This is a genomic window from Sphingomonas sp. jy18, from assembly GCF_056931895.1.
This window is the reverse complement of record NZ_JBXPBT010000001.1, coordinates 607,440-623,143: the sequence shown is the minus strand read 5'-3', so window position 1 is coordinate 623,143 and position 15,704 is coordinate 607,440. Positions and strand designations below refer to the sequence as shown.

Annotated in this window: 8 protein-coding genes; 3 read left to right on the top strand and 5 right to left on the bottom strand. The window is 66.7% G+C overall.

The annotated features are described in order from the left end of the window. Nucleotides 1-63: 63 nt before the first annotated feature. From AC0QC4_RS02990 to rtcR, 3 genes are all read right to left on the bottom strand, one after another. On the bottom strand, nt 64-5,616 hold the full coding sequence (locus AC0QC4_RS02990; RefSeq protein ID WP_483658228.1) for a WGR domain-containing protein: 5,553 nt from the start codon (nt 5,614-5,616) through the stop codon (nt 64-66). Nucleotides 5,617-5,619: 3 nt separating this feature from the next. Next, nucleotides 5,620-6,807, bottom strand: coding sequence for a M48 family metalloprotease (locus AC0QC4_RS02985; RefSeq protein ID WP_483658227.1), 1,188 nt, complete (start codon nt 6,805-6,807; stop codon nt 5,620-5,622). A gap of 94 nt (nt 6,808-6,901) precedes the next feature. Beyond that, on the bottom strand, nt 6,902-8,497 hold the full coding sequence (gene rtcR / locus AC0QC4_RS02980; protein WP_483658226.1) for an RNA repair transcriptional activator RtcR: 1,596 nt from the start codon (nt 8,495-8,497) through the stop codon (nt 6,902-6,904). Between the two features lie 256 nt (nt 8,498-8,753). On the opposite strand from rtcR, the gene AC0QC4_RS02975 reads away from it, so the two are divergent. Together AC0QC4_RS02975 and rtcA are read left to right on the top strand one after the other, a co-directional pair. Then, the gene (locus tag AC0QC4_RS02975; RefSeq protein ID WP_483658225.1) at nt 8,754-9,980 is read left to right on the top strand and encodes an RtcB family protein; all 1,227 of its coding nucleotides are present in this window, start codon (nt 8,754-8,756) and stop codon (nt 9,978-9,980) included. A gap of 182 nt (nt 9,981-10,162) precedes the next feature. Next, nucleotides 10,163-11,179 (top strand): RNA 3'-terminal phosphate cyclase, encoded by a 1,017-nt coding sequence (gene rtcA / locus AC0QC4_RS02970; protein WP_483658224.1) that lies wholly within the window; start codon nt 10,163-10,165, stop codon nt 11,177-11,179. Nucleotides 11,180-11,314: 135 nt separating this feature from the next. Here the strand turns inward: rtcA and AC0QC4_RS02965 are convergent, their stop codons facing one another. After that, nucleotides 11,315-13,279, bottom strand: coding sequence for an AAA family ATPase (locus tag AC0QC4_RS02965; RefSeq protein WP_483658223.1), 1,965 nt, complete (start codon nt 13,277-13,279; stop codon nt 11,315-11,317). A 611-nt stretch (nt 13,280-13,890) separates the two neighbouring features. On the opposite strand from AC0QC4_RS02965, the gene AC0QC4_RS02960 reads away from it, so the two are divergent. Next, the gene (locus AC0QC4_RS02960; RefSeq protein ID WP_483658222.1) at nt 13,891-14,823 is read left to right on the top strand and encodes an NAD(P)/FAD-dependent oxidoreductase; all 933 of its coding nucleotides are present in this window, start codon (nt 13,891-13,893) and stop codon (nt 14,821-14,823) included. 17 nt (nt 14,824-14,840) lie between these two features. Here the strand turns inward: AC0QC4_RS02960 and AC0QC4_RS02955 are convergent, their stop codons facing one another. Beyond that, complete coding sequence (locus AC0QC4_RS02955) at nt 14,841-15,596, bottom strand: Crp/Fnr family transcriptional regulator (protein WP_483658221.1); 756 nt, start codon at nt 15,594-15,596, stop codon at nt 14,841-14,843. Nucleotides 15,597-15,704 lie beyond the last annotated feature (108 nt).

The window sequence follows — 15,704 nt, the reverse complement described above, 5'->3', positions numbered from 1 at the left end:
GTGCATGCGCTGGCGCGTGTCCGCGCGCCGCCAGCGGCGCGCCATTGGGCTGGGCTGGGTGGATCAGGTCTCCTGATAGCCTTTGCGCGTCTTCTCCAGCGTGAGTTTCACGGCTTCGCGCTTGGCCCGCTCTTCGCTGTCGAACGTCTTGATGACCCGCTGCCCGTTCGTGCCGATCCGTCCATATTCGACGATGAGGTCGGAGCCCTGCACGCCTACCCGCCAGAATTTGCTGGAACTGCCTTCGACGAAGCGGAACTCGGTCATGCCCGGCACCGGCTGCGGGGCGGCGGGCGGGTTCGGGCTGGTCGGGGGGCTGCCGTCCTCCGGCCTGTCGGCAACCGGCGCCGGGGCGGAGGCGGGAGTGGGGGTGGCGGCTTGCGGTCGGGCCGCTGCTGGCGCCGGCGATGCCTGGGTGGTCTCCGGCAGGGTCACGCCGACAAAGGGATCGCTGTCGGCCAGATCCCAGCTCGAGCGGGCCAGTTCGGATTCGATCCGTTCGATCATCGTGCCGGGTGAGCGGTGCCAGGATGCGACCGGCAGATCGATTACGCGCCAGCCGAAGCTGCGCAGGATGCCGGGGCGGAAGACGAAACGTTCCTCGACCGAGCACTCTTCGCGGGCCGTGCGATCCAGCAATATGCCCAGCGCATAGCCGGTGCCATCGGCGTTCACCACGGCAAGGTCGCAGCGGAAGCTGGCACCGCCGACATGCTCATGCACGTCATGGCCACGCGCGCGGAGGGCAGCGGCAATGGCGGAGCGGACGGGGTCGGGCGGCAGGTCGGCGCCGAACGTCGCGCCCGCATCGGGGTTGAGCGTGCTCAATATCGATTGGGCATGGTCGTGCGCGCCGTTGGATTGCGCCTCGGCAAAGGCGAGGAAGCTGCGCAGCGCCCGGGCGCCATCATTGTGGACATTGGTGATCGCCTCTGGCGCGATAGTGGTGACGATTGCCATGTGGCGCCGCGCCCGGCTGAAGATCACGTTGAGGCGCTTTTCGCCGCCACGCTGGTTGATCGGGCCGAAGTTCATGGCCATCCGGCCATCGCGGCCCGGCGCGTAGCACACGCTCATCAGGATGATGTCGCGCTCGTCGCCCTGCACATTCTCCAGATTCTTGACGAACAGGCCATTGAACTGGCCATCGTCCTCGCGCGCATATTCGTTTTCGAGCGCCGTGGCGAAGGCCTTGTCGTCGGCCGCCAGGCGGTCCAGCGCCGCCTCGATTTCGCTTTGCTGGGCCTCGGAGAAGGCAACTATACCGATGCTCTCGCCGCTCTGCCGGGTGAGCAGTTCGCGTACCAGTCCGGCAATGTAGCGCGCCTCCGGGCCATTTACCCGGTTCTCGTAGAGACCATCGGCGATGCGATGCGTCGAAATCGGCATCGACAACAGCCGGTCGGTACCGGCGCGCCAATGGCCTTCGTCGTTTGACTCGACAACCGCCGGCTGTTCGCCGGCCACGCGCAGGCTGCGGTCGGGAATGGTGACCAGCCGCCCGGCATAGAAAGCGGCGTTGGAAAAGCTGATCAGCGCCTCGAAGCGGCTGCGATAGTGCCAGGCGAGCAGGGTCGCCGGCAGGTTGCGCGCGGCCTGGTTGAGCAGGCTGTCAGCGTCGAGCAGGATCGCAATGCGCTCGCCATCCTCCTCGGCAACGACCTGCATGTCGTCTTCGTCGAGCGCGGTCGAGAAGAAGCTGGTCGGCGGCAGTTGCATCTCGTCGCCGACGATGATGACTTGGGCGGACCGGCACAGCGCGGGGACGGCTTCCTCGATCGGAATCTGGCTGGCTTCATCGAAGATGACGACATCGAACAGGTCGGGCCGCAAGGGCAGCGTGTCCGAGACAGACAGCGGGCTCATCAGCCAGATCGGCTTGAGATCGTTGACCACCGCCCCCGGATCGCCGCTCGCGAGATCGCGGATCGAGCGATAGCGCATGGTCTTGCCGAATTCATGCTCCAGCTCGCGCCGCCCGGTGGCATAGATTTTCTTGAAGGCGCGCCCGGCCGAATCGAGCTGCGTGACCGATTGTTCCGACAGTTTGACATGCTCGCGGAACTGGCGGTGCAGGGTGGCCTGGATGGCGTCGGCATTCTCGTCGCGCAGCCGGTCGCGTGCTGCCGCCGCACGGCGCGACGCGGCGATCAGCCGTTCGACATCGAACCGCCGGATGTCGGGTCGCTCCCGCTCCAGCCGGGCAATGGCTTCGTCCACCACCAGTGCCTCGATCGCGGCCAGCGGCATCGGCAGGAAGCGCAACGCCAGGGAGACGCCGGGGTCGGACTGGTGGACCTCGCCCAGCGATGGCAGCAGGTCCGGCAGATCGTCCAAAGCCTCGCGCATGTCCCGCAAACGCTCGCCGATCTCATCGAAGCTCAGCTGGTCGGGGCTTTCCAGCACATCGGCCAGGCACTGCTGCAGTTGACGGAGGACATCGGCATGGTGGGCTTCGCCTGCCAGAAACTCCCGGACTCGGTCGGACTGGCCGGCTTTTTCGATCAGCAGGCGCCGCGCCGCGTCGAGATGGGTCACGCCCGAAAGCTCGCTGCGCAGCGTCATCAGCCCGGGCAGATCGCCGGAGTGCAGGCGCTCGCCCAAGGCCGCCTGCGCACTGGCCAGTTCGGCGGCGGCCGCCTGTTGCGCGGCGAGCCATTCCAGCACCGTCGACACGCGCGGCGCCACCGCATGCGCGGCAAAGTCATAGCGGGCATCGATGGTCTTGCGCAGCGCGCGCCACGGACTGCTGAGCCAACGGAAGAACGACCCTTCCTTGGCCTGCGCCAGCGCGAGCGCGGCCTGCGTGTCGCCCGGGTCCAGCGGGTCGCGCCAGTTGGCGGCATCCCTGGCAGCGGCCTTGTGCCGCTCCTCCAGGCGCGCGATCATGGCGAAATCGGACTGCAAGCGGTCGGATGCCGCCGATGCCGGATCGAGCAGGTCGAGAGACTGGCCGAGGCCGGTGTCACCCAGCTGTCTGGCCAGCGTCGATACGGCTATCCCGCTTTCCAGTGTCGCGCTGGTGTCGATCACGGCGCTGCCGCCGTCGAGCCAGCGGTCGAGCCGCTGCATCAGCGCTTCGGCCTGGTCGATCATCGCCGCGACCCGGGCATAGGGGCGCTCGTCGGCCATGGTCGCGGCGTTGATCAGAGCGAACGGGTGTGCGCCGAGACTGTCGAGGCCGGACAGATCCTTTATCTGCCTGAAGCAGCGTTCTGCTGCGCTGCGGGACGTGTCCCACGCCGGCAGGCCCGGCAGCCGCTCACGCAGCGCGTGGCCCATGCCGCCGGGCGGTGGCGGCAATTGCGCGGCGCGGCGTACCAGCGCACGCAGGCTCGCACCGCCACTGTCGTCGCCGACCGCGGCGTCATATTGGGCAATCGCGCCGATATGCTGCTCGAGCGCGCTGACCGTCCGCTCGCGCACCTTGCGCTTTGCATCCAGCCCATCGGCGGTCTTGCCCCAGCGCTCATAATGGCCCTTGAGTTCGCCGATGAACGCCTTCTTGTCCTCCTGGCTGTCATGGATGATGCAGGCGAGGCTATCGAGGCCGGCCTGGCCCAGCCGATGGAACACCACGTCGAGCGCGGCGCGCTTTTCGCAGACGAACAGCACCCTCTTCCCGCGGCCGGCATAGTCGGCGATGAGATTGGTGATGGTCTGCGACTTTCCGGTGCCCGGCGGGCCCTGGATGATGAAGCTGCGACCGGTACGGCCAAGCGCAACCGCCGCGTCCTGGGTGGCGTCGGCGGGAACGACATTCCATTGTTCGACGACCGGGAGCGCGGGCGGCACCTCCTGAACGAAGGGGCGCGGTTCGATGGAGAAGACCTGGTCGAACCCCGGCAGCGCCTCGGGGCGCTCGATCAGCTCGGAATAGTCGCGGACCAGCGACATTTTCTTGTAGTTGAGATTGGCGAGCGTGACCTGGGTCAGATCGAATTCCCACGCAAATTTGTGCCCTTCGCTGCCGCCCTTGGCATAAGCGAGTGCCTCGGTCTCAGCGACCGCATGGTCGGCGCGCGGGCGCAGCGATCCGCCAGCGGCAATGCGTTGCGGCAATGGCGCGGGCTTCACGAACTTTTCGAAAAGGGCGTGCCCGAGCGGTCGATAATCGTCGCGCGCATAGCTGAAGTCGGTCTTGGTGCTGACGGCTTCCCGGCCGATATTGCGGCGCTTGTTGAAGCGGTTGACGCGTTGCACCGCCTTGCGGTGGATCAGCTGGATTTGCGGGCGCTCCTGCAGGTCGAGCCGGACGCCGGGTTCGCTCGCGTGGATCTGCCGTATGATATCGGCATGGATGTCGGCCAGCCGCACTTTAGTCAGGTCGATCTCGTCGGGCAGCTCGATTCCATAGAGCTGGCGCAGCATGTGGCGCAGCGCCGGGTTGAATTCGGCCATCGGTTCGGTGCAGCGCACGACATATTGGTCGCGCACGCCCTTGGTCTTGCTGACCTCCACAGGCAGCCACAGCAGTGGCGAGGAAATGCGCTCGTTGGGCGCTTCCTTGAGGTTGTGCCAATGAAGGAAGGCGACCACCAGCCTGAGGTGGCTGAAGCCATATTCGGCCCGGTCGCGGCGGGTTTCCTGGATCAGCCGGTCGAACGCGCTCGGCAGATGCGGTTGATCTTCGAAGCGGAGCCACTGGTTGAGCGGCACCGACCGGCCGGACAGCACATCCTCGACGAACTTGCCTTTCCAGGTGCACAGTTGATCGGCCCGGATCGATTCGATGCGCATGACGATCGGCATGCTCGCTTCGGTCAGGTTCACGCTCGACTGGGTCGGGCGGAAATGGATCAGCTTGTTGCGGCGCGACAGGTCGAACAAGCGGTCGCGCAGATGCGACAGCACGGCACCGCGCCGGCCCGCCGTGCCTTGCGATGCGGCGAGCACATTCTCCACGTCGAGTGCCACAGGCTGGTCGCGGTAGGTTTCGAGCCGACGCGCGAGGTCGGCGAGGTCGGTGGCGCGCTCGTGGCGGTTGAGCGCGGTGGCTTCGAGGATGATCGACGCGAGCACCGGGTGCAGCCGCGGCGCGATCGCGAACAGGTTCGACCGGTGGAAGGCAAAACGTTCGATATGTGCGGGGTCGGTCGGTTCGAGCCCGCACGCGAGGCACGCCATGACCATGCCGATCTGGAAGACGTCGGTGATCTCGTCATGATGCCCGAGCTCGATTTCCCAGTTGCGCAAGTCGGGCAGATAGACGGGCTTGGTGATGATAGCCGCTTCGCCATCTTCGGCGCTCAGCGTTTCGATCTTGGTCCCCAGCTCTTCCTCGCTGGTCACCCGATATTCGCCGACGACCTTGAGCGCGGTCGAGACCTTGGGCTGCACGCGGTCGATCGCGGCGAGGTTGCTGGACGGCACCTTGCCGGCCGGGTCGACCAGTTCGAGCTGGCCGTCGGCCCGTTCGCGGATCGAGCCGAGGGTGAGCTCCGCGACTTTGCCCTGGGCGTGCAAGGCGGCAACCTCCCGCATCAGCCCGATCATCAGATGGATGATGTCCTCGGGGGGCAAGACATGCTCGAGCGTTCCGAGCACCTCCCTCAGGTTGCGGGGTACGGCCATCTCGTCGGTCGCGACCGGATTGTGCGGGGGGTGCTCCGACATCGTTCAGGCCGCCTTCGCTGCACGTTTGAACAGGCCATCGATCCTGCTCCTGGTCCATTTGAGATCGCGCTTGAGCGCAGCCTTCAGCCGGTCCTCGGCGCCCATCGCCTGCGCCACCTGCGCAACCATCGGCATCATGCCGTCGGTCAGATCCGGGTCGGCCATGGCGCAATCGAACATCAGGGCGATGAAATAGTCGCGCGTCGCATCGTCGATTTTTTCCGGCCCGATACTGTCGAGATCGAATTTCTCCGCAGCGGGCGCGAAGTCGGGAAAATAGCGCCGCACCTGCGTCAGTACCGGGCTGTCGGGGTCTCCGTCCGGGGCAATCAAATGCCCCAGGAAAGCGCGGGTCGTCTGCGTCAAAGCCCGCTGGCGCAGCAGGTCCAGCGCTTCGATCGACAATGGGCCGTGCAGGCGTTGTTGTATCCAGTCTTCGACCGAATCGGAGCCTTGCCACCATAATTCGAGCGCGCGCGCCCGCAGAAAGGATTCAGGGTGCGAATATCCGGCGGACTTGGTCGTGCTCGATTCCAGTTCGAGCGCCTGACGCAGATAGGCGGCCGGGTCGACCGAACTCAGGCCGGTCATCACCTTGACCAGCATCGATACCGCTGGCGCCAGATCGCCGACCGCGAGCGCCGCGCCGCGATCCGCGTACAACTCGGTATGCAGGCTCAGCAGACGGGCGGTTTCGCGGTGCGATGGCTTTGCGTCCGGAAAGGACAAGGCGAGATCAAGGATGCGGCTTGCGACATAATGATCCCCGCCATCGGACGACCACAATCTGTAGTGCGCCAGCTCATGGCCCAGCAGGGCCAGCAGTTCGGCGTCGGTCAGTCGTTCGAGCGTCGGGCCCGAAAAGACAAGATGCACCTCCCCGGGCACATAAAAAAGCGCCGCGTTCATCGCGCCGTCATGGGCTTGGTACAGTGTCGCTGGCGCGTCGATCCCCAGCCGCTCCATCGCCGTTGCACAGGCCGCGAACACCGCGGGGTGGCTTGCTGATTCAAGCCGGTACGTCTGGCGCAGCATGACGTCGCGAATTTCTTCGGATTGCTGGACATGGATGTTGGCGGAGGTCGCCCAATCCCAAACCTGCGGCTCTTCCTGCTTCAGATAGTCGGCCAGATCCTTATGGTATCTTGGCGGTTCCAGATCGCGCTGCACTGCCAGACTTGCCGATTCCATGGTGACCCCAGACAAACGCAATTTTTTGATGAATAATTCGGATCGCGCCGTCGGCTATAGCTTATCGACAGGCGCTTTCCAGCCTGATTGCCGGTCAGGCGTGCGCGGCGGTGACCTTGGCCCAGTCGAGCCCGAACTTGGCGAGATATTTGCGCAGCCGGTCGGCGTCGTTGGTGGATGTGCGCTGCTGGCGGGAGGCCGCGAACAGGCTGCGGCCCGCGTCGGACAGGCTGGCACTGCTGCGGCAGACGCCGATGACATAGTCGAGCTGCACCTGATCGAACGGATCGAGCCCGGCCAGCCGCTCCTCGCCCAGCACGGCCTCGAGCCCCGACGGCCGCGATGCCTCGCCCGACCACAGTCGGGACAGCCTGCGTGTTTCGAGCGCGACCGTGTCCGTGTCGATCCGCCCGTTGGGGCACAGCGTCGCCATGCGGATCACGCTGGCGGCAAGGTCCCGGAAATTGCCTGACCAGCGCGCCGCCGGGGCGGTGGCAAAGGCGAGATAGCGTTCGCGCGCCTCCTTGTTGAAGGTCACCCGCGTGCCTTCGCGTTCGGCAAAGCGGTCCAGCTCGAAGTCGAGATTGGGTTCGATGTCCTCGCGCCGCTCGGCAAGGCCCGGCAGGGTGAAGGTCCACAGGTTGAGCCGCGCGAACAGATCGTCGCGGAAGGCGCCGGCGGAAACGGCATCCATCAGGTTGCGGTTGGTGCCGGCAATCAGCTGGAAGGCGCTGCTCGCTTCGCTGTCGGCACCGACCGGCAGGAACCGGCCGTCCTCGATGGCGCGCAGGATCATCGCCTGCTCGTCGAGCCCCAGCTCGCCGATTTCGTCGAGGAACAGCACGCCATTGTTGGCGCTCCTGAGCAGCCCCGGACGATCCTGCACCGCGCCGGTGAACGCGCCCTTCCTGTGCCCGAACAGCGCCGACATCGCGCTGTCGCCCTTCAGCGTTGCGCAGTTGACCTCGACAAACGGCCCGCTGACCTGGTGGCGCAGCTTCTTCAGCTCATAGAGTTTGCGTGCGAGCTGGCTCTTGCCCGCGCCGGTCGGGCCCATCAGCAGGATGGGCGCGCGGCTGCGCACCGCCACCTGCTCGATTTCCTCTATCATCCGGTTGAAGGCGGCATTGCGGGTATCGATCCCGCTCTTGAGGAAGCTGGTGCTCTCCGCGCTCGCCTCGGCAAAGCGGGTGGCGATGGAATCATAGCGCGACAGATCGAGATCGATCGCGTTCCAGCTTCCGATCGGCTGCGGCCCGCTACGCGCCGGCTGGGTCTGGAGCAGGCGGCCGGGCAGATAGCGGGCCTCGGTCAGCAGGAAGAGGCAGATCTGCGCGACGTGCGTGCCGGTGGTGATGTGGACGAGATAGTCGTGCACCTCGGGATCGAACGGGAAGGCCTGCGCGAAGTCGAGCAGCTTGCCGTACACCTCCTCGAAATCCCACGGATCGGCAAAGTCCATCAGATGCGGCACGACTTCGGTCTCGGGCGAGACATCGCGGATATCCCCGGCGACGAATTCGGCGAGGCGGCTGTGATAGCTGCCGTGGATCAGCACGAAGCGATCGACGCGCAAATCTTCCTGCATGCAGATGCTGACCGACGGGCGCCACTTGTTCCAGCGCGTCGCGCCGAACTTGCCCGCGTCGAGCGTCGAGCCGAGAAATCCGATGACTGTCGTGGGCTTCATGCAAGTGCGATAAATTATTATAGTATACTATACAACTGTCTCGTATTGGGCGCTTCCGCGACATGCTGCAATTCTCAGCTTGTCAAACAATATCCACGATAATCAATGTGATAGCGGAGAGTTTGGTCCCGGAGCGCGATCTGGCATGCGCGATGCTACAGACTAGCGGTCGGGACTATCGAACACCCGGCGACAAGCAGGCTGAAGGGCGGCCGGAATGGGCCGGCCGCCCCAAACCTGCTAGAGGTTTTTTGCGATGACCCAGACGACGTACGAATTTCAGCAGCGGGCGGGCGGTGTGCCGGTCAAGTCGTGGACGCGCGGTGTGCCCGTCGACGACAGCGCGCGCGAGCAGCTCGCACGGGCGGCGCGGATGCCGTTCATCTTCCGGCATATCGCGGCCATGCCCGATGTGCATGTGGGGATCGGTGCCACCGTGGGTTCGGTGATCCCGACCAAGGGCGCGGTGATTCCGGCCGCGGTCGGCGTCGATATCGGCTGCGGGATGATGGCGGCGCGCACTTCGCTGGTCGCCAGCGACCTGCCCGACAATCTCGCGCACATCCGCTCGGCGATCGAGGCGGCGGTGCCGCACGGCCGCACCGGCGGGCGCGGCCTGCGCGACAAGGGCGCATGGGGAGAGCCTCCGCGCGTGGTGGTGGATGCCTGGGCGAAGCTCGCCGAGCGCTTCGGCCGGATCGTCGCCAAGCATCCGCGGCTGCGCAACACCAACAACCTGATGCACCTTGGCACGCTGGGGACGGGCAACCACTTCATCGAACTGTGCCTCGACGAGGAACAGCGGGTGTGGGTGATGCTCCATTCCGGCTCGCGGGGCGTGGGCAATGCCATCGGCACCTTCTTCATCGAACTGGCCAAGCAGGACATGCGCAAATGGCACATCAACCTGCCTGACGAGGATCTCGCCTACTTCCCGGAAGGGACCGACCATTTCGACGATTATGTCGAGGCGGTCGAATGGGCGCAGGACTTTGCCCGTCTGAACCGGCAGGTGATGATGGCGCATGTGCTCGATGCGCTGCGCAGCCAGATTGCCAAGCCGTTCGATGCTGCGTGCGAGGCGGTGAACTGCCATCACAATTATGTGACGCGCGAGCATCATTTCGGTGAGAATGTGCTGGTCACCCGCAAGGGGGCGGTGCGTGCAGCCAAGGGGACAATGGGGATCATCCCGGGTTCGATGGGGGCAAAAAGCTTCATCGTGCGCGGGCTGGGCAACCCGGAAAGCTTCGACAGCTGCTCGCACGGCGCAGGCCGGGTGATGAGCCGCACGCAGGCGAAGAAGCTGGTGACGCTCGACGAGCATCTTGCCGATACGGCGGGTGTCGAGTGCCGCAAGGACGCGGACGTCATCGACGAAACGCCGCGCGCCTACAAGCCGATCGAAGCCGTGATGGCCGCGCAGGCCGATCTGGTGGAAATCGTGCATACGCTGAAGCAGGTGGTGTGCGTGAAGGGGTGATTGCATCGACTTTCGGCCCAGGCTGGCCTGCAAATCGCGGGACGGCGTGCTTCCGGTGCTCACGACCATCAAGGTCGCTGCGCTCCGGGTCACGCCGTCCCACAATTTTCGGCTCACACTGAACCGAAATCCGACGCAATCATGCGATCGACACCGCCATCGAGAATCGCAAGAGACAAGTCATGATCACCATCGACGGTTCCGAGGGCGAAGGCGGGGGGCAGGTGCTGCGCTATGCGGCAGCGCTGTCGCTGCTGACCGGGGAGCCTTTCACCATCGACAATATTCGCGGGGGCCGGGAAAAACCCGGCCTGATGCGCCAGCATGTCACCGCCATCGAGGCGGCAGCCGTGATCGGATCGGCCGAATGTTCGGGGCTGGCGGTCGGGTCGCGGCGGCTGAGCTTCCGCCCTGGCACGGTGGTGCCGGGCGAGTATCACTTCGCCATCGGCACGGCGGGCTCCACCGCGCTGGTCGTGCAGACCGTGCTTGTCCCGCTGATGCTGGCGGACGCGCCCTCGCGCCTGGTGATCGAGGGCGGGACCCATGCGGCCTCCGCCCCGCCGTTCGAATTTCTTGCCCATACGCTGCTGCCGGTCCTCGCCCGCATGGGCCCGCGCCTGTCGGTGACGCTGGAGCGCCACGGCTTCTACCCCCGTGGGGGCGGGCGGATCGTGCTCGACATCGCACCGTCGCCGCTCGCGCCGATCGCCTGCCATGAGCGCGGCGACTTTCGCTCCGGCAAGGTCGAGGCGCTGGTCGCCGGCATTCCCTTCGACGTCGCCGACCGCGAGCTCTCCACCGCGCGCAAGCGGCTGGCCGACTGGCCGGACGAGGCCTTCGTTCCGGTGCAGCTGTCGGCCGATCGCGGACCCGGCAATGCGCTGCTGATCACCGCCGAATGCGAGCATGTCACCGAGGTGATGTCCGCCTTCGGCAAGATCGGCGTTCCTGCCGAACATATCGCCAGCACTGCGGCCAAGCGCATGGCAGGCTATCTTGCGTCGGGCGCCTTCGCCGGGCCCTATCTGCAGGACCAGTTGCTGCTGCCCATCGCCATGGCCGGTGCCGGCAGCTTCACCACCGTGAAACCGAGCGACCACAGCCGCACCGCTGCCGCGCTGATCGCACGCTTCACCGGCCGCGCCTTCGCGTTCGACGAGCGCGACGATGGCCGGTGGCTGGTCGCCCTGGGATAGCGCCCGGCGGCGTCGCGGTCACGCTTCCGGGGCGGCGACCGGTTCGGCACGGCTAGGCGAGGCGTAACCCCGCCGCGACGCCCGCTTTGCCTGCCATCGTGACGCCGGCCGGTGCGGCCGCCAGGAGATGCGCTATCAGAAGCCCACCCGGCCGGCGCGGCCCGGCTTGGCCAGGCATTCCTGGCGCAGCCTCTCGACGATGTCCGCCGCATCGCGCGCCGGGGCATGGCGCAATTGCCGCGCAACCACCGCAAAGTCGCCCGGTGTCAGCTCGGTCAGCTCGGCCAGCGCCGCCGGTGCGGCGCAATCGAAGAAGCGGGCAAAGGCGCTCGCGGCCCTGTCGCGCCCGAGCGGGCGCAGGTCCAGCTTGAACACGAAGCGCCGCAAGCTTGCCGGATCGAGCGAGCCGGGGTGGTTGGTTGCCGCCACCACCGGATAGGGGTGACGATCGAGCCAGGTCAGCAGCTCGTTGACCTGCCCGACCTCCCACGCATTATGCGCCCTGCTCCGGTCGAGCAGCAGCGAATCCGCCTCGTCGAACAGCAATACACCTTCCTGCCGACGCGCTTCGGCGAAGGCGGCCGCGATCTGCGCCTCGGTCTGCCCGACCCATTTGGACAGCAGGTCGGAGGCCCGCTTGATCACCAGCGGACGGTCGAGCGTCCGGGCGAGATGATGGGCGAGGGCGGTCTTGCCGGTCCCGGGCGGTCCGGTCAGCAGCAGCGAGACGTCGGGGGTATCGGTTACGCGCATGGCGTCGAACAGCGGCGCCAGCGCCCGATCGGTGTCGAACAGGTCGAGATCGATCATGCCCGGGCCCGGCAACGGCAATTCGCCGCCGCGCAGTGCCCGCACCAGCGCGGATGCCGCCCGCGCCCCGCCATCGGCATCGTCGGCAAGGCGCGCGGCACGGGCGGCGACGCGCAGGACCGATGCTGTTTCGGGTGCCCGATCGATCAGATCAACGAGACCTTCGCTGACCGCAACGCCCTCGTCGCTGGCGATCCGGTCGAGCATGCGCAGCGCGGCGCGGCGCGACGGCACTGTCATGGTCAGCACGAAGCTCATCCGTCTGAGGATCGCGTCGTCGATGTTGCCGATCGCGTTGGTCGTCCAGATGACCGGGGCCGGATTGGTCTCCAGCATGCGATTGACGAACAATTTGCTGCCCACCCGGCGCGCGAACCAGTCGCCGGACGAGCGCTCGCTGTCGCCGATGATATCCTCCATCTCGTCGAACAGCAGCGCCGCACGCCGCCGCCTGCCGAGCAGCCGTTGCGCCAGCCCGAGCGCGCGGACGCGGTCGCGGCGCGACGGCTCATCGTCATCGCCCTGCACCTCGGCAACGCCATGCAGGGTGACGCCAGCCGCCGCCGCCAGGGTGCGGGCAAACTCGGTCTTGCCGGTGCCGGGCGGTCCGTGGATCAGTATGTTGATCCCCGCTGCGCCGGCGTCGGCCGCACCGCGCAGCAGCCGGACGAGAAAGTCCGCGTCGGCAACATGCGCGAAATCGTCGAGAGTGAGGGCCGCGTCCTGCGCCGGACCGACCAGGGCGTCGACCATGCCGGCGTCGGTCGTCGGCGCGCGGTCCAGCAGGCGCTCGAGCGGCCATTCGATCACGACTTCGGGCCGGCCTTGCCAATTGGCGCTGAAGCCGACGAGCCCCAGCCGCAATATGGCGCTCTGGCGCACCATGCGTTCGGCGTCATTGGGGTGGCTCCCGGCCAGCGTGCCCAGCACGGTCGGCAGGTCGTAGCCATGCCGCATGGCGATGTCGGCAAGCGATGCGACACGCGGAATACGGGTGCACGCCACCATCAGCGTCAACAGGGCGCGGTCGAACGGCACCAGATCGAGCATGTCGGCCAGATCCGACGCCAGGACCAGTGCTTGCGGGCACGCGGCATCGACCGACGCCGGCTCCGCGAGACCGGCCATCAGCACATCCCAGCCGGGCTCCTCGTCCCCACTCGCGCCCGGCAGCAGCCAGGCATTATGGGGCTGCGCCCATTCCATGATCGTCTTGGCGATCGACGATGTCGCGGCGTGGCCGCGACCCATCCGGAGCAGCATGCTCCGGACGATATGATGTTCGTTCATGATATCCCACCAGCCCCGAGCGGACGCGATGGATCGCGCCGACAGGCCATCTTCGATTGTTGCAAAATATATCGAAGCGCGGCTGCGGTTGACCCGCCCAGCCGCAGCGCCGTGGGACGCTTACGAGAAGGGCTGGCAACCAGCGGGCAAGGCGCCCCGAGAGGTTGTAACTGCCAGCAATGCTTTTCTCCGATCCGGCACCATTGCCGTAACCTGAGCGGGCCGATAGACCAAGGACGCCGAATATTCAAGTTCTTCCGCAAAACGGATCATGTTTCGGATTTCGACTGAACAGGCATCGCTTCCCAACCGATTTCATCCGGGTCGTGACTCGTGTCATCCGGCTTTCTTGTTCAATGACAGGCAGCCCGTTTGCGACGCAGGCCAGCCATGATTGCGCGACTGCGGCCCGGATCTGTTTCATCGCGCCGAGCGTTCATCGACGAGCTCGAGGCGTCGCTGCTCGTGCGGCCATCCCGTCACCACGACTTGCGACACCGGCCCCCGACGCCCGTCCGCCCTTACGGAACCGGAAGGACCGCCCAACGGTTCTGGTCGGACCGTGGATCGCGCCGGGATGTCGGCTGCCGGTGCGGGGGGAGGGGTGCTGCATGGCGCGGGATGGGGTCGATTGCCTGATCGTCGGGGGCGGGCCGGCGGGGTTGACGGCGGCGGTGTATCTGGCGCGCTTTCACCTCTCCGTGCTGCTGGTCGATGCCGGCGACGGCCGGGCGCTGTCGATTCCGCGCACCCACAATCATGCAGGCTTTCCCGGCGGGATCAGCGGGCGCGCGCTGATCGCACGGATGGTCGAGCAGGCGCGCGGTTTCGGCGTGTCGGTGGTGCGCGGGCGGGTCACCCGGATCGAGCGCGCCGGCGCCTGGTTCGAGGCCGAATGGGGCGAGGGCGTGGTTGCGGCGCGCACCGTGCTGCTGGCCACCGGAGTGCACAACCGGCGGCCTTCGGTGGACGAGGCGCTGCACGATAGGGCGCTGGCCAGCGGGCATATCCGCTACTGCCCGATCTGCGATGGCTATGAGGTGACCGACCAGGCGGTGGCGGTGATCGGCACGGGCGAGCGCGGCACCAATGAGGCGCTGTTCCTGCGCGGCTTCACCCGCACCGTCACGCTGATCGCCCCCGATGGCGCACACAACCTGGACGCGCCGCAGCGGGACGCGCTGGCGCGGTCGGGGATCCGGCTTGTCGACGGGCCGTCGCATGTGTGCGCTGTCGAAGGCGGCGCCATCGTTATTGAGACCGCCGAGGGGGCGCTGGCGTTCGACACCCTTTATCCGGCGCTGGGATCGGACGTGCATTCGTCGCTGGCCACGGCGCTGGGTGCGCGGGTCTCGGATGTCGGCTGCATCCAGGTCGACAGCCACCAGCGCACCAGCGTGGCCGGTCTTTATGCGGCGGGCGATGTGGTGGTCGGGCTCGACCAGATCAGCCACGCGATGGGCGAGGGCGGAGTTGCGGCGACGACGATCCGCAACGATCTGGCCGCGGCGACCCCGCTGCGGCGCGAGGCGCTGGCGCGCTGAGCCGTCTTGTCCGCCGGTCAGATGGCGGCGGCAGCGGTCTTGCCGAACGAGCCGGTCTGGCGGGACCGAGCATAATCGCGGATGCCATCGCGCAGGCGCGGTCCGGCCAGACCCGACAGATAGCGCGGGTCGAACATCGCCAGCCGGGCGAGACGATCGGGATCGACCAGTTTCAGCCGCCGCGCCTTCAACTCGATCATCCCTGCGCCGCGCAGTTCCTGCAGCACGCGGTTGACGTGGATGGCGGTGAGGCCGCTGATGTCGGCGATGTCGACCTGGGTGAAGGGCATGTCGCATTCCCCGGTGCGGGACAGGCCGACGGCGTCCATGCGGAAGTGGATCTCGCAGAAAAGCTGCGCCAGCCGCTCGGCGGCGGTGCGGCGGCCGAGCGTGACATGATGTTCGGCCTGCACCGCCGCGCCGAGGGCGACTTCGCGTGTCAGCCGGTCGAGATAGCCGGGATCGGCCTGCGCGGTGGTGAGCACGTCCGCGCAGGGCAGTTGCACCGCCTCGACCTCGTTGGCCGCTTCCACCGGTTGGCCGGCATTGTCTCCGTGCAGCCAGTACAGGCCGCAAATGTCGCCGGGCAGATAGTAAGAGGTGATCTGTCGCCGCCCGTCGGAAAGGATGCGGTAGCGCATCACCCAGCCGCGCAGCAGCAGATACAGGCTGTCCGGCACCAGATTGGCGTGCGCCAGTTGCTGATGCTGGCGGAACCGGACCAGCGCATCGGCCGTGTCCGGCGCATCGCCCGGGTTGTACGCTCTTGTCATGGCCAGGATGCACCTTGTCATCGCAGCCCCCGCCATGCAGTCATAGGCGACCGCAGCCCTCCAGGCATTAACCCATGTTTAGTCGAAGGGTTGCAGCCGGCCGTCGCC

What these genes read in the sequence shown, in the direction of transcription:
- AC0QC4_RS02990 (WP_483658228.1), bottom strand. Translation starts at nt 5,616, where the DNA reads ATGTCGGAGCACCCCCCGCACAATCCGGTCGCGACCGACGAGATGGCC.
- AC0QC4_RS02985 (WP_483658227.1), bottom strand. Translation starts at nt 6,807, where the DNA reads ATGGAATCGGCAAGTCTGGCAGTGCAGCGCGATCTGGAACCGCCAAGA.
- AC0QC4_RS02960 (WP_483658222.1), top strand. Translation starts at nt 13,891, where the DNA reads ATGGCGCGGGATGGGGTCGATTGCCTGATCGTCGGGGGCGGGCCGGCG.
- AC0QC4_RS02955 (WP_483658221.1), bottom strand. Translation starts at nt 15,596, where the DNA reads ATGACAAGAGCGTACAACCCGGGCGATGCGCCGGACACGGCCGATGCG.
- rtcR (WP_483658226.1), bottom strand. Translation starts at nt 8,497, where the DNA reads ATGAAGCCCACGACAGTCATCGGATTTCTCGGCTCGACGCTCGACGCG.
- AC0QC4_RS02965 (WP_483658223.1), bottom strand. Translation starts at nt 13,279, where the DNA reads ATGAACGAACATCATATCGTCCGGAGCATGCTGCTCCGGATGGGTCGC.
- rtcA (WP_483658224.1), top strand. Translation starts at nt 10,163, where the DNA reads ATGATCACCATCGACGGTTCCGAGGGCGAAGGCGGGGGGCAGGTGCTG.
- AC0QC4_RS02975 (WP_483658225.1), top strand. Translation starts at nt 8,754, where the DNA reads ATGACCCAGACGACGTACGAATTTCAGCAGCGGGCGGGCGGTGTGCCG.